This is a genomic window from Mycolicibacterium boenickei (genome assembly GCF_010731295.1).
Taxonomy (GTDB): domain Bacteria; phylum Actinomycetota; class Actinomycetes; order Mycobacteriales; family Mycobacteriaceae; genus Mycobacterium; species Mycobacterium boenickei.
Window position 1 is genome coordinate 2,415,627 of the sequence record NZ_AP022579.1, and the last position, 14,320, is coordinate 2,429,946.

General features: G+C 66.1%; 15 protein-coding genes. 1 reads left to right on the forward strand and 14 read right to left on the reverse strand.

Annotated features, from left to right (window positions below):
• The 10 genes from frdA to G6N57_RS11505 all read right to left on the reverse strand — a co-directional run bounded on the left by frdA (position 1) and on the right by G6N57_RS11505 (position 8,578).
• Positions 1-1,743, reverse strand: a complete 1,743-nt coding sequence (frdA, locus tag G6N57_RS11465; RefSeq protein ID WP_077740516.1) for a fumarate reductase (quinol) flavoprotein subunit — start codon at positions 1,741-1,743, stop codon at positions 1-3.
• Positions 1,744-1,752: 9 nt separating this feature from the next.
• The gene (locus tag G6N57_RS11470; protein WP_234815762.1) at positions 1,753-1,998 is read right to left on the reverse strand and encodes a hypothetical protein; all 246 of its coding nucleotides are present in this window, start codon (positions 1,996-1,998) and stop codon (positions 1,753-1,755) included.
• Between the two features lie 165 nt (positions 1,999-2,163).
• Positions 2,164-3,384, reverse strand: coding sequence for a cytochrome P450 (locus G6N57_RS11475; protein WP_077740517.1), 1,221 nt, complete (start codon positions 3,382-3,384; stop codon positions 2,164-2,166).
• An 8-nt stretch (positions 3,385-3,392) separates the two neighbouring features.
• A complete protein-coding gene (locus G6N57_RS11480; RefSeq protein ID WP_077740518.1) occupies positions 3,393-3,812 on the reverse strand; it encodes a hypothetical protein in 420 nt (139 codons plus the stop codon).
• Positions 3,813-3,831: 19 nt separating this feature from the next.
• Complete coding sequence (locus G6N57_RS11485; RefSeq protein ID WP_077740519.1) at positions 3,832-4,566, reverse strand: hypothetical protein; 735 nt, start codon at positions 4,564-4,566, stop codon at positions 3,832-3,834.
• Positions 4,563-4,694 carry a hypothetical protein gene (locus G6N57_RS32200; RefSeq protein WP_255740330.1) on the reverse strand — a complete coding sequence of 44 codons (132 nt, stop codon included), beginning with the start codon at positions 4,692-4,694 and terminating at the stop codon, positions 4,563-4,565. Before G6N57_RS32200 ends, G6N57_RS11485 begins: the two co-directional genes overlap by 4 nt.
• 15 nt (positions 4,695-4,709) lie before the next feature.
• Positions 4,710-5,510, reverse strand: coding sequence for a CbbQ/NirQ/NorQ/GpvN family protein (locus G6N57_RS11490; RefSeq protein ID WP_077740520.1), 801 nt, complete (start codon positions 5,508-5,510; stop codon positions 4,710-4,712).
• The gene (locus G6N57_RS11495; RefSeq protein ID WP_077741898.1) at positions 5,507-7,036 is read right to left on the reverse strand and encodes a nitric oxide reductase activation protein NorD; all 1,530 of its coding nucleotides are present in this window, start codon (positions 7,034-7,036) and stop codon (positions 5,507-5,509) included. Before G6N57_RS11495 ends, G6N57_RS11490 begins: the two co-directional genes overlap by 4 nt.
• Positions 7,037-7,187: 151 nt before the next feature.
• On the reverse strand, positions 7,188-7,790 hold the full coding sequence (locus tag G6N57_RS11500) for a TetR family transcriptional regulator (RefSeq protein WP_077740521.1): 603 nt from the start codon (positions 7,788-7,790) through the stop codon (positions 7,188-7,190).
• A 56-nt stretch (positions 7,791-7,846) separates the two neighbouring features.
• Positions 7,847-8,578, reverse strand: coding sequence for a hypothetical protein (locus tag G6N57_RS11505; RefSeq protein ID WP_097926215.1), 732 nt, complete (start codon positions 8,576-8,578; stop codon positions 7,847-7,849).
• A gap of 102 nt (positions 8,579-8,680) precedes the next feature.
• Between G6N57_RS11505 and G6N57_RS11510 the strand changes: the two genes are divergently transcribed.
• Positions 8,681-9,754, forward strand: coding sequence for an NAD(P)H-dependent amine dehydrogenase family protein (locus tag G6N57_RS11510; RefSeq protein ID WP_077740522.1), 1,074 nt, complete (start codon positions 8,681-8,683; stop codon positions 9,752-9,754).
• 9 nt (positions 9,755-9,763) lie between these two features.
• Here the strand turns inward: G6N57_RS11510 and G6N57_RS11515 are convergent, their stop codons facing one another.
• Genes G6N57_RS11515 through G6N57_RS11530 form a run of 4 tightly spaced genes read right to left on the reverse strand, consistent with a single transcriptional unit; the run spans position 9,764 to position 14,318 of the window.
• Positions 9,764-11,236, reverse strand: coding sequence for an acyl-CoA synthetase (locus tag G6N57_RS11515; protein WP_077740523.1), 1,473 nt, complete (start codon positions 11,234-11,236; stop codon positions 9,764-9,766).
• Complete coding sequence (locus G6N57_RS11520; protein ID WP_077740524.1) at positions 11,233-12,006, reverse strand: SDR family NAD(P)-dependent oxidoreductase; 774 nt, start codon at positions 12,004-12,006, stop codon at positions 11,233-11,235. The genes G6N57_RS11515 and G6N57_RS11520 overlap by 4 nt, the downstream gene beginning before the upstream one ends.
• A complete protein-coding gene (locus G6N57_RS11525) occupies positions 12,006-13,562 on the reverse strand; it encodes an AMP-binding protein (RefSeq protein ID WP_077741900.1) in 1,557 nt (518 codons plus the stop codon). Before G6N57_RS11525 ends, G6N57_RS11520 begins: the two co-directional genes overlap by 1 nt.
• Positions 13,563-13,580: 18 nt before the next feature.
• The gene (locus G6N57_RS11530; RefSeq protein WP_077740525.1) at positions 13,581-14,318 is read right to left on the reverse strand and encodes a GntR family transcriptional regulator; all 738 of its coding nucleotides are present in this window, start codon (positions 14,316-14,318) and stop codon (positions 13,581-13,583) included.
• Between the last annotated feature and the right edge of the window lie 2 nt (positions 14,319-14,320).

A 14,320-nucleotide genomic window follows, 5' to 3' on the forward strand; every position in this document is an offset into this window, starting at 1 on the left:
TCATCTCCCGTATACCCGTTCGCCCGGTGGCCAGCGGGTGATCGTGACCGGAAGGTGGTCGATCCGCGCTGAGCCGTCAGGCTCTCGATAGGCCATGGTGTGAGCGAGGAACTCTGCGTCGTCGCGGTTGGGGAAGTCGGTCCGTTGGTGTGCCCCACGGGATTCGGTGCGGTGAGAGGCCGATTCGATGATGGTCTGGGCGATGTCGAGCATCCCGGAGAGCTCCAGGAATGCCAGCAACTCGGTGTTGAAGGTGTGGCTGTGATCGTCGATCCCGGCGTTGGCGAAGCGCTCCTGCAACTCTCGCACCTGCTCGCCCGCCTTGGTCAAGGCGGGCCCGTCGCGGTAGATGCCTGCCGCCGTCTCCAGCACGCTCTGCATGTCGGTACGGATATCGGCGATGCGCTCACCACCGCGTTCGGTGCGCCGGCTCAGGTCCTGCTCGAGGCGTTGTTCCTCGGCGCGCGCCTGCGTCTGAACCGAAGCGGACGCGGAACCGGCCCGGGACACGTACTCGGCCGCGGCGTATCCGGCGCGGGCCCCGAACACCAGCAGCTCGGGCAGTGAGTTCGAACCCAGCCGGTTGGCGCCGTTGATGCTGACGCATGCGGTCTCACCGGCCGCGTACAGCCCGGGAAGTGGAGTGGCGCCGGTGATATCGGTGTGGACTCCGCCCATCATGTAGTGCACGACGGGACGCACCGGCACCAGTTCGGACACCGGGTCGATGTGCTGATAATCGCGGCACAGTTCCCGCACGAAGGGCAGCTTGGCGTCGATGAGCTTGGCTCCCAGGTGTCGCAGGTCCAGGTAAACCACTGGACCGTAAGGTGTTTCGTCGGTGCGGCCCTTGTCCAGCTCATGGACGAATGCCTGTGACAACCGGTCTCGTGGGCCGAGCTCCATGCTGCGCAACTTGGGCTCGGGCGTGGGCGTGCCCAGGTCGTAATCCTGCAGGTACCGGTAGCCGTCCTTGTTGAGCAGCCAACCTCCTTCCGCGCGGGCGGCCTCGGTGATCAGAATCCCGGTGAACGGCAGCCCGGTCGGGTGGTACTGCACGAATTCCATGTCCTTGAGCGGTGCACCGGCCCGAAACGCCAATGCCATCCCGTCCCCGGTCTTGATGTTGGCGTTGGTGGTGAACGGGAACACGCGGCCGCACCCGCCGGTACACATGATCACCGCATCGGCCAGGATCGTCTCGATCCGTCCGGTGGCCAGCTCGATCGCGACCAGGCCACGAACCGCGCCGTCGTCGACAAGCAGTGTGGTGGCGAACCATTCGTCGTAGCGGGCGATGCCGGGATAGGAGAGCACCCGCTGGAACAAGGTGTGCAGCAGGTGGAATCCGGTCTTGTCGGCGGCGAACCAGGTGCGCAGCTTCTTCATACCGCCGAAGGCGCGAACGGCGATGTGCCCGTCCGGGGTACGGCTCCACGGGCAGCCCCAGTGCTCGAGCTGCATGAGCTCACGGGGCGCCTCGGCGACGAACGCCTCGACGGCGTCCTGATCGCAGAGCCAGTCCCCACCGGAAATCGTGTCGTAGGCGTGTTCGTCGATGCTGTCGTCTGCCCCGGCCACGGCGGCCGCACCGCCTTCGGCGGATACGGTGTGGCTGCGCATCGGATAGACCTTCGACACGATCGCCACGGACAAGCGCGGGTCGGCTTCGGAGATGGCGATCGCGGCGCGCAGACCGGCGCCGCCCCCGCCGATCACCACTATGTCGTGTGAGGCCGTCATCGGCTGATCTCAGACTTCGAAGGCCTCATGTTCGCCGCAGCGCTCGTCTCGTAGGACTTTGCCGTCGTGCCTGATGGTCCGGATGCTGACGCAGCCGTCGTGGTACGTGTGCCGAGTCTCGCGGCAACCGCAGGCGAACGTGAAGTCGTCGAAGCTCAGGCCGTCGTCATCATTCTCGATGTGGTGATCGCCCTGGGTGGTGCGGCCGCAAGGTGCCTTCTGGCTGGGGAAATGTGTCGTTGTGGCGGTCATCATCCCGCCTCCTCGGGTCCAGCATAAGTGATCCAGATCACATCAGGGTATGCCTGTGTCAACCCGCCCGTCCATATCTCGTCGGCCGAACTCCCGCGGAGGGCTGGACGGGCCGCTGAGGCCGAGCGGTGACGACATTGCCCGTCGTCCACTGCGCGACCCGGTAGGTCACATGGTGGACCGGCCACCGGGCGTGAAAGTGACGGGGACCGAGCGGAATCCGCGGGTGACCGAGTTGCCGTGAAATCGTGCGACTTCGTCTTCTGAGAGGGTGAAGTCAGGCATGCGGGACAGCACCCGCTCCAGGCCGACCTGGAACTCCAGTCGAGCCAGATTGGACCCGAGGCAGCGGTGCACGCCGGCGCCGAATCCGAGGTGCCGGTTCTCGCGCCGGTCGAGGATGCATCGGGCCGCGTCGGGGAACACCATTTCGTCGCGGTTGGCGGCGGCGTAGTTGACGATGACCGACTCGCCCGGTGAGAACGTGCAGCCGTTCAGTTCCACCTCTTTGGCCACGGTGCGGGGAATGCCGTGGATCGACCCGGCGAACCGGATGAACTCCTCCACTGCAAAGGTGAGGAGGTCGGGATCGCCGATCAGGCGGTCGCGCTCGGCCGGGTTGGTGGCGAGATAGTGGTAGGCGAAAGACATTGCGCTGGCGGTGGTCTCGAGACCCGCCTGGACCAGGAGCATGGCATTGGACACGACGTCGCCGAAGGACAGTTTCTCTCCGTCGATCTCGGCGGACAGCAGCACGTCGATCATGTCGTCACGGGGTGGCTGGTCCATCCGCGCGGTCACGGCGTCGTGCAGGTGCTGATAGAGCCCGCCCCAGGCGGTCATCCGGTCCTGTTCGGTGGCGCCGTTGAGCGCAGTGTCGGTCAGCTCGACGCACAGCGGGACGTCTTCGATCGGCATGCCGAGCAGATACTTGAAGAACACGATTCCGGGCTGGCGCCAGGCGATCTGGGCCAGGTCACCGGAGCCGTTCTCGATGAGATCGTCGATGAGCCGGTCGGTCTCGGCGCCGATCTCGGGCCGGAGCGCCTTGATCCGCGCGGGAGAGAAGTACGGGTTGAGGACCTTGCGGAACTTCTGCTGTCGCGGCGGGTCGAGGGTGATCACCAGATCCCCGGCGAGCTGTTCGGCGCCCTCGGGCGTCGGGTTGCTGGAAAAGTGTTCCCAGTCCTGCAGGATCTTGACGCACTCTGCATAGCGCACCGCCACCCACGCGCCCGCCGGCGTCGCGCTGAGAAACGGTTTGTCGGTGCGCGCGAACGGCGACTGCTGTCGCATCACCGAGTAGACGTCGTACAGGAAGTCGTTGTCGTTGAAATCCTGGTGGCGCAGATCCCAGTTCTGCGCGTGGCGTTCGAGTGACTCCGGCACGGGGGCTCCTAGGGGTGCTGTTGCTCGGCGGCTTGGCGTGCCTCGCGTTCCTGGTGGATTCGCACCAGCTCACGGAATCCGATCCGGTGGTACTTGGGTACCGGCTGGATACCCCAGTCGTCCTGCGCGGTGTCCTTGCCCTCGGCGCCCTCGGGCGGCCCGAATGCCGGGTACGGCACCTTGCATTCGAGGGTGTCGTCGGAATAGCGAACCTTGAGCAGCTCACTGCAGATCTGGGTCAGGCTCAAGGTGGGATAGCCGTAGTAGACCGCCATGAAGGGCAGGGTGAAGGCGCCCTCGACGACGAGGGCGACCAGGCACACCAGGACCGCGCGCTTGATCCACTTGTGCATGCGCGCGTAGTAGGGCGTGGTGCCGGGAGGGAGGTCCTCGGTGTTTTCTTCGGTTGTTTCCGCGGGGGTGGTCATGAGTGCTCCTTGAATGTGTTCAGTCGGAGAAGATTTCGCGGTTCACCGTGTGTAGGTACGGGATCGCGAGGAAGGGGGTGATGTAGAAGATGTCGTACAGCCACCACCCGATGACCGGGAACACGACGCCGGCGTAACGAACGTCGGCATACATCGTCATGTTGAACACGTACAGACACCAGATGAGCACGCCCATCCAGCAGGTGATGATCATCCACTGGTGGCCCCAGCGCTTCATCTGCAGAAAGCCGATCGCCGCAGCGCACCGCATCGCGAAGACGGTGAGGATCATGCCGAACACCATGGACTTCTCGCCCGGCCCGGCGGCGCCGCCCATCCACAGTTCGTTGTAGTGCCAGAAGTACCCGGCGTCGAACATGGCGCCCCACCCGACCATCAGCACCCGGTTGATCAGCGTGTGGTTGGCGACGAGGTCGAGGGCCCACCCGAGGCTGTTGAGCATGCCGTCGATCAGCACGAGATATCCGATGAGCGTGACGATCATCGGCCGGACGGAGTATCCCGCGCGCAGCGCCTGGCGCTGTAACCACACGCCGCGCATGAAGATCGGGAAGCCGATGAGCCCAGGCGCCCACATGCCCATCAGCGCCGCACCGACGATCATCCACTTGTCGGCCCGCCGCTGAGCCAGCCGGGATTGTTCGTGGTGCTCCTCAAGGTTGAGAGAACCCTCTGCCGGCACGGATGCCGTGACCTTGGCGTCCGATTTGCGGTTCAGCAGAGGGATGTTCACAGGTCCCACCAGCCTCGGGTGAACGACATGTACAGCTGGATTCCGAACATCGCCAGCAGGTATCCGTAGATGACGATCTGCAGGACGATGAGGGCCTTCTTGCGGTTGCGTTCCTTCTGATCCACCATGGCGGCGATTCCTTCCTAGGCGCTTGAGCTGCCGGCATCGGCTGCGGACAGGCACGCGGACGCGACCTCCCGCAGCCCTTCGGTGATGGCGCCGTCGCTGGACAGCGGGGCGAGGACACAGGCCTCCGCGGCTTCGAGTTCCGTTGCACCGGCAGCGATCAGGTGTGCCGCCGTGACGAGTACCCGAGTGGAGGGCGGTTCGAAGTGGAATGCCTCGTCCGCGGTACGGATCGCGGTGGCGCACCGGACCAGCCGCTGTGCGGTGGGCAGTCCGACGCCGGTCTCGGCGACGATCACCTCTGCCTCGCGTTCGGGCGGCAGGTACCGCATCGGCAGCGTGACGAAACGCTGCCGGAAGGACGGTTTGAGCTCCTTGAGTGAGCTGCGGTAGGCGGGGTTGTAGGAACACACCAGCATGAAAGTCTCTGGCGCATGGACGACTTCGCCCGCACGATCCAGGTAGAGCGTGCGCCTGTGGTCGGTGAGCGAGTGCAGGACGGCCAACGAATCGTGACGCGCCTCGACGACCTCGTCGAGGTAGCAGATCGCCCCGGCCTTGACGGCCCGCGTGAGGGGACCGTCGGTCCAGACCACATCCCCGCCGGTGACCATGAACCGTCCGACGAGGTCCGAGCTGGTCAGATCGTCGTGGCAGCTGATGGTGACGACCGGACGGCTGAGCAGCAGTCCCATGTGCTCGACCAAGCGGGTCTTGCCACATCCTGTCGGGCCGGTGAGCATCACCGGTAGGCGCTGGCGGCAGGCCTGCTCGAAGAGCTGCACCTCGTTGGCGTTGGCGTAATACGTGTCAGTCATACGGATACCAGCTCCCGGTGGACGTGCGCGAGGACGCGGGGAAGTTCTTCGATTCGGCGGATGCGTTGGGACCGTTTGGGGCCGAACACTTCCGGCAGGGGATCGACGCGGACGGGCCCGACGCCGAGGTAGTACATGGAGACGCCGGCATCGTTGGCTTCCTCGACAGCGTGCGCGGCATCAGCCCAGGCGTAGCGGCCCTCGTAGCCTTCGTCCGAGATCAGGCCGTCCCCGATGACGATGAGCAACCTGCGCTCCGAAGGCTGGTCGAGCAGGCGGCTGGTCATATGCCGCAGCGGCGCACCGAGTCTGGTGTAGCCGCCGGTGGACAGGCCCAGACTGCCGGGCGGGACAAAACGGCGGTCCGCGAAATCCTTGAGGCAACTGACTTCCACGCGATGGCGGGTGTTCCCGGTGAACGTGAAGATGCCGTGGCGTTCCCGGGCCGACGTCATCGCGCGGGACAGGGCGTCGGCGCAGGCGAGCTCCAGTTTGAAGATCCTGCCCCCGTGTACACCCAGCGAAGAGCTGCCGTCGAGCAGCAGCGCGGTTGTCACGTCCCGGTTGGCGGGCAACAGTTCACGGAAGAGGCGCGGTTCGACCGCCTCACCGGTTGTCAGGTCGATGAAGTGGTTGACGTACTGGTCGACGTCGAGGTCGGAGCCGTCCTCCAGCCGGTTCTTCATGGCCCGGTGGGTGTTCTCCTCGAACCACTTCCGGACGTCGACGGCGACCGCGCCGGGCTGCCGGTGGCGGCTGGAGCGGGCCTGCTCGAGAACCGCGACGTGGTCCGGCATGAAGCTGTTCGTCCACGCGTTCCATTCCGGGTAGGGGATTCCCGGCCGGTGGTCGGGGGTGATGTCGAGGTCGTTGTCCTGAGGCCGGCTCGGTGGGGGCAAGTTCGAGTTGCGGACCCCGCCGTCCCCGCCGGCGGGGACGGAGTGTGGTGCCGGCGAACGCTTCTGGTTGGTGGTCCACGGCAACCGTCCGAAGGTACGGCGCAGCTTGTCGGACAGTCCCTGCGGCAGGGTGTAGGCCCGCGGCAGGCTGCCGAGCAGCGGGTCGATGGCGAACTGCTGAGAGGTACGCGCAAGGGCGACGGCCCGGTTCAGCATCTCTTTGGCGTCCGTGTCCGCGCCGGCCGGTTCCAGGTGCGGAAGCGCCGAGCGCAGGTCGGCCAGTAGTCCGGGCCAGTTCTCGGCGACCCAGCCCAGCGCGACGCCGGCCTCGACGAGGGTGAGCGCGGCGAGTTCGCGGGTCGAGAGCTCGTTGAGCCGATAGTCGAGGATGCGCTCTTTGGATGGCGAGCACTGCAGTGCCACACCGCATGTCAGCGTTCGCCGGGTCCAGTCACGACGCGGTGGATAGGGCACGTGCACGACATCGAGCAGGGAACTCAGACCGAAGCCGCGGTGCTGCCCGCTGACCAGGCGGGCGCCGGTGCGGCGCTGGCCGCTCAACGCCACGGCGGTGACGGCGCAACTGCGCTCGGTCGCCATGGCGTGGGCTTCGTCGAGTTCGGGCATCTGCTGCGTCACGCCTTCAGAAGGTGCCGATGTTGGAGAACATCCAGTACCAGAACCAGATGATCAAGCCGGTGCCGCCCCAGGCGGCCACGTAGCGGAGTATCTCCCAGATCCAGGCGGCCACGTCAGTTCTCCTCGCAGAAGGGATGATTCATCGGACCTCCAGTCCTCGTCGTGCGGTGATGACCAAGTTGGCCAGCATCGCGTCGCGGTGTTGGCCCTTGGCAGTGGTGGTCAGGACGCCGTAGATACCCAGGAGGAAGAATGCGGCGCTGTAGAAGGCGTCGACCTCGGGATGTACCTCGCCGTGGCCCCGGGCGCGCTCGATCTCGCGGAGGAGCAGGACGATCATCGGGTGGTCGCTCCATTCGTCCTTGCTGGGGCGTGTCGGCGAGAAATGCAGCGCAAGGAGTTCTTTGAACAGGAGCGGCCCGAACCGTTGCTCCAGGCTGCCCACCAGGCGGACGAGCTCGGTCAGCGCCGTTGCGAGATCGTGTGCTTTCTCGAGAAAGCTCGCGAATTCGGCTGCCATGCGCGTCTCTTCGCGGCGTTCCAGTTCCAGCAGCACGTGTTCCTTGCTGGGGAAGTGGAAGAAAAAGGTCCCGTGGGCAACGCCCGCGGCACTGACGATCGCGCCGATGTCCGCCCCGGCCATGCCCGACGCCTGGAACTCGGCGACGGCCGCGCCGAGTATCCGTTCCCGCGTCTGCAGTCGGCGCAACTCGCGCGCCGACTGCTTGATCTGTGGGGTCATGATCCCCCCTTTTCTAGCTCAGTAACTGATTGCAGTCAATGAGTTAAGTCATTGGACTAGTCGGAGAAGATCTCGCGGTTGACGGAATGCAGGTACGGGATCGCGAGGAACGGGGTGATGTAGAAGATGTCGTACAGCCACCATCCGACGACCGGTAGTACGACGCCGGCGAAGCGGACATCGGCGAACATCGTCATGTTGAACACGTAGAGGCACCAGATGAGCACGCCCATCCAGCAGGTGATGATCATCCACTGGTGGCCCCAGCGCTTCATCTGCAGGAAGCCGATGCCCGCGGCGATCCGCATGGTGAAGACGGTGAGGATCATCCCGACTTCCATGGCCTTTTCGCCGGGCCCGGCGGCCCCGCCGATCCACAGTTCGTTGTAGTGCCAGAAGTATCCGGCGTCGAACATTGCGCCCCAGCCGTTCAACAGGATTCGGGCGAGAATGGTGTGGCTGGCGGCGAGGTCGAGGGCCCACCCGACGGTGTTGATCGCGGCGTCGATGATGACCAGGTAGCCGATCAGCGTGACCAGCATCGGCCGGACGGACAACCCGTCCCGCTGAGCCTTGCGAAGCAGCCAGACCCCCCTGAGGAACAGGGGCAGGCCGAAGATGCCAAGGGCTGCGGTGCCGATGAGCAGGCTGCCGGAGATGAGCCATTTGTCGGCCTGCCGCTGTGCGCGCAGCGAGGCGTCCAAGTGTTCGTCGAGCCCGCTCGGCGAGGGGTGGGCCGCCTCGACCCTGTCGCCGCTACGCCGCAGGTTCAGCGTTGGCAAGTTCATGACGACTGACTATAGTCAACCAAATTCGGTAGTCAATCGGCTACTCGACCGGGCCGGAAGGCTTTTCCACCACCATTCGGGGGAACTGGAGCAGGTTTGACGATGCGCAGAGTGGTCCAGTTCTCCACCGGCAATGTCGGTCGGCATTCGCTGGCGGCGATCATCGGCAGGCCCGACCTGAAGCTGGTCGGTGTTCATGCCTCCGGCCCGGACAAGATCGGGCGTGACGCTGCCGAACTGTGCGGGCATGTCGAGCCGACGGGTGTCATCGCGACCGACGACATCGACGCGCTCATCGCGCTCGGGCCCGATTGCGTGGTCTACACAGCCTTGGGGGAGACGCGGCCGATGGAGGCCATCGAGCAGATGTCGCGGTTCCTGGCGGCCGGGATCAATGTCGTCGGAACCTCGATGGTGTGGCTGGTGACACCGCACCAGGCCGACGATTGGTTGCGGGTACCGCTTGCGGAGGCGTGCTCGGTCGGGAACTCCTCGCTGTATGTCAACGGCATCGATCCCGGTTACTCGGGGGACACCGCGGTGTACGCAGCGCTCAGTGTGGTCACCCGAGCCGAGTCGGTGACCGTCAAGGAGATCTTCGACTACGGCAACTACGACGACTACGAATACACTGGCACCGCCATGGGTTTCGGCACCACGCCGGACGACGAGCTGCCGATGGCATTCCAGCCGGGGGTGATCACGGCGATGTTCGGCGGATTGGTGCGCAATCTGGCCCATCATCTAGGCGTGGAGCTCGACGAGGTTCGTCAGCGGTTCGAGCCGTGGTACGCCACCGAGTGCATCGAGTGCACGATGATGACCGTCGAACCAGGGCAATTGGCCGGCACCCGATTCGCCGCCGAAGGCATCCGCAGCGGCGTTCCGATCATCACTGTCGAGCACACCACGAGGCTCACTCCGGCGGCAGCGCCGGATTGGGAATATCCGCCCGACGGCCAGTCCGGCGTGCACAAGGTGACCGTGGAGGGCGAGCCACGCATCGAGGTGAGCACTGAGCTGTCCCATCCGACGCTCGACGTGACCGACGCCGGATGTCTGTCGACCGCGGCGCGGGTGGTCAACGCGATCGACTGGGTGTGTGATGCTCCGGCAGGATTGGTTGCCGCCGAGGATATTCCGCCGACCGCGTTGATCCGCGGGCTGATGTGGTGATTGCTCGGGCTAAGGAGCCAGCCGCTCCCGCAGTTCGCGTTTGAGCACCTTGCCGTAGCTGTTCTTGGGCAGCGCATCGATGAATTCGTAGCGCTTGGGCCGCTTGAACCGCGCGATGCGTTCCAGCAGGTGAGCGTCCAGGACTGCGGGGGAGACTTCACCGACCACAAAGGCGACCACCACCTCACCCCAGTCGGCATCCGGCGCCCCGACGACGCCCGCCTCCACGACATCGGGGTGTTCGAGCAGTGCTTCCTCGACCTCGCGGGGGTAGATGTTGCTGCCCCCGCTGATCACCACGTCCTTGGACCTGTCGCGCAGCGTGAGGTAGCCGCGGGCGTCGAAGGAACCCATGTCGCCGGTGTGCAGCCAGCCGTCCATGAGTGTGGCGGCGGTGGCGGTCGGGTTGTTCCAGTAGCCCGACATGACGACGTCGCCGCGGCAGACGATCTCACCGATCTCCCCGACGGCGGCTTGCGTGCCGTCGTCGTTCAGCACGGCCACCTCGACGCCAGAGCGGGGGTACCCGACCGAGCCCAGCGTCGCGTCGTCAGCGCCGACATGATCGGCGCGGCGCAACCCGGTGATCGTCATCGGGGCCTCGCCCTGGCCGTAGAGTTGCACGAAGATCGGGCCGTAGGCGGCCAGCGACTTCTTGAGGCTGTCGACGTACATCGGCCCGCCGCCGTAGACCACGGTTTTCAGGTTCTCGGGGCGGGGACGGCCGGTCTGGATCAGGCGCTGCACCATGGTCGGAGCCAAAAAGGCGCTGCTGCCGGGGTGATGGGCGCACAGGTCCAGGAACTCGTCGGGTTCGAACGCGGCGGATTCGGGCACCACCTGGCGGGCGCCGCGCAGCACGTAGGGCGGAATGTACAGACCGGAGCCGTGGGACATCGGGGCACCGTGGATCAGGCTGCAGTTCTCGTCCGGGTCGTCGAAATCGGCCAGGTGCGCCACCGTCATCGCCATCAGATTGCGGTGGGACAGCATGGCGCCCTTGGATTTACCTGTGGTGCCGCTGGTGTAGAACAGCCAGGCCAGGGCGCCGGGGTCGGTGGTCGGCGGGTCGGCCGGCTCGGAGTCGAACCGGCCCGAGTAGTCCTGACTGCCGATCGTCTCGACGGGCACGTCGGTGGCCGCGGCCAGGTCGTCGGCGATCTTGGCCGACGCGAAGACCTGGGCCGCACCGGAATCGGCCAGGATGTCGGCCATCTCGCGGGGATGCAATTTGTAGTTGATCGGCACGAACACGCATTCGGCCGCCCAGATGGCGAACATCAGCTCGACGATCTCGGGCCGGTTCTCGCTGGCGACGGCGATGCGGGTGCCGCGATCACCGAGCGACTTCAACGAGGTGGCGAGCCGCAACACGCGGTCGCGCAACTCCGCCCAGGTGAGCAGTTGACGCTCGCCCAGGAACACCGCGCCCCGGTCGCCGAACCGGGCCGCGGCCTGTTCGAGCACCGCGAAAACGTTCATGGGGCAATCCATTCAGAGTGGAGCGCGAACTCCGACAGGTATTTCGTCGAACTCCAGCCGCCGTCGACGACGATGGTCTGCCCGTTGATGAAGCTGCCGCCCTCCGAGCACAGGAAGGCCACGGTGGCGGCGATGTCCTCGACCCGGCCCAGCCGGGTGTGCGGCGTCATCTCGGTCTGCATCTTGCGGAAGCCGGGATCGTTGAGCCGCTGCTCGACCATCGGGGTGACGGTGACACCGGGTGCGACCGCGTTGCACCGGATGCCCTGCGCACCGTACTGGCAGGCGATGTGGGTGGTCAGCGCCGTCAGCCCGCCCTTGGCCGCCGAGTATGCGCCGCCGCGCAATCCGCCGACGACGGCGAAGGTGGAGGTGACGTTGATGATCGCCGATCCGGGCCCCATGTGCGGCAGCACATCTCGAGCCAACCGGAAAGGTGCCCGCAGCATGATCCCGAGGAAGCGGTCGAGGGTTTCGTCGTCGGTCTCGTGCAGGGGTTTGGGGCTGCCGATGCCGGCATTGTTGACCAGGAAGTCGATGCGGCCCCAGCGGGACAACGCGGCTTCGACGATGCGCTGCGGGGCGTCATCGTCGGTGAGGTCGACGGCCACGGTGGCGATGCGCTCCGGGTCGCCCACGGCCTGTTCGAGTTCGGTGAGCCGGTCTTCGTCACGGCCGGTGCCGAGCACTGCCATGCCTGCCTCGGCGAGTGCGGTGGCACAGCCGAAACCGATACCGCTGCTGGCTCCGGTGACGATCGCAACCTGCATTAGTCGTGCCCCTTCAGCGTCGCTCGGATCTGATGCTTCAACACTTTGCCCGCGTCGTTCTTCGGCAGGGCATCCCAGATCTCCACCCGCTCGGGTGCTTTGAACCGGGCCAGCCCGTGCTCGGCCAGGAGCCGACCCAGGTCGGTGACGCCAGGGCGCCTGCCGTCGGTGGTGACCAGCACCGCGCAGGCGCGTTCCCCGGTGCGCTCGTCGGGCAGGCCGACCACAGCCGCCTCGACGATGCCGAGCTGACCGACAAGGAGGTCTTCGACCTCCTTGGGGGAGATGTTCTCGCCGTTTCTGATGATGAGGTCCTTGGCCCGCCCCGTCACCTGCAGGTAGTCGCCATCCACCCAGCGGCCGAGGTCGCCGGTGCGGAAAAAGCCGTTCTCGTCGAAGGATTCGATCTCGTCGTCGGGATGCAGGTAGCCCAGCAGCATCTGGGGACCCTGGGCGCGGATCTCCCCGGACACCAGCCGGATCTCGGCGATCCCGGGGCGCCCGTCGGTCTCGGCGGCGTGCTCGACGCCTCCGGGAGTCAGCGATCCGACGGTGGTGACCGGAACCTCGGTGGAGCCGTAGACCCGGCTGACCACGGCGCGGTCGAAGTAGCCCGACGCCCGCCGGATCAACGATGGCGGTACCGATGCGCCACCGCAGATGAACACCTTGAGATCGGGCAACCGGGTACCGGATCGTTCGGCGGCTCCCAGCAACTGCTCGAGGAAGGGCGTGGCCCCGGCCATGTGGGTGCACCGGTGCTCGGTCATCAGTGCCACGCCGTCCTCGGCGTTCCAGCGCTGCATCAGCACCGCGGTACTGCCCAGCAGCAGCGGGCATTCGAAGGCGTAGATGGAGCCGCCGATGTGCGCGATGGGCGAGGGCACCAGGAAGGTGTCGCCGGGGTCGATCATCCAGTGGTCGCGCAGCTGGCGGATCAGCGCGTTGATCGAGTTGTGGCTGTGCAGTACCCCTTTGGGGCGGCCGGTAGTGCCCGAGGTGTACATGATCATCCGGATGTCGTCCGGGTTCAGCGTGGGTAGTTCGCGGTCCGGTGCGGCCGGCATGGAGTCGAAGGCGTGGTGCGGGCCAGGATCGCCGCGCAGCACCACCACTTCCGGCGGCGTGGCCAGTTGGCTGACCACCCGGGTGAGCATCGCTGCGTAGTCGTGGCCACCGAACTCGGCGGGGATGAAGATCGCCCGGCTCTGCGCATCGTCGAGGATGAAGCACAGTTCCCGATCGCGCAGTGACGGCAGGATCGGGTTGACCGCCATGCCGGCCAGCGTGGCGCCGAGGTAGATGATCGCGGCCTCGTGCCAGTTGGGCAGCATGAAGGACACCACGCTGCCCGTCGGCATCCACTCGGTCAGTTGCAGCGCCAGAGCCGTTGCCCGGTCCTGGAGTTCGCCGGCCGTCAGCGTGATGCCGCCGTCGATCACCAATGCCCGGTCGGGGGTGTCCCGCGCCGCATCGGCCAGGGCGTCGACCAGGGTGGTGGACACCCATAGCCCGCGGGCGTAGGCGTCGGCCGCACGGGCCTCGTCCCGTCGCACCAGATTTCGCACCGTTCCTCAGCCCTTGACCCGGCGCATCGTCATGGAATGACGGAACCGGTCGGACGGGTGGGTGTTGACGGTGACCTGGGCGATTTCTCCGTCGGAGGTGGTGTAGGTGCGCTGCATCTGCAGGGCCGCGGAGCCGGGACTGACCTTGAGGCCCGCGGCGAGCTCGGGCGAAGTGACGATCGCCGAGATCTCCTGGTGCACTTCGACAATGCTGACTCCGAAGAGATCTTCGATCAGCGGGAAGATCGGACCGGAATGGCGCTGCAACAGACGCCCGACGGCGGCGAAGCTGCGGTTGATGTAGTACTCGGTGCGGCAGACCGGCGCAGGATCGTCGTCGGACTGCCGGTAGCCGCGGACGGCCAGCCATTGCTCGCCGAGTGGGAGACCGGTGCGCCCGGCCAACTCGTTGTCGATCGTGACCATGGCATTGGACTCGATCGTGAATTGCGCACCGGTAGCGAAAGCCAGCAGGTCGTTGATCGAGACCACGTCCTGCGCATACGTATTCGTCGCCGCCCGCGGTGCGACCGTGGTGCCGGCCCGGGGCCGTGAGGTGACGAGGTTGTCGTCGCGCAGCCGGCGCAGCGCCTCGCGCACGGTGTAGCGGCTGACTTCGAAGCGCTCGCACAGTTCGTGTTCGGTGGGCAACTGCGAGCCCACCGGGTACACCCCGTCGACGATCTCCTTGCGCAGGGTGCGCGCGACCTGCAGGTAGCGATGGTCCGCCGGTGTGATGGTCACGG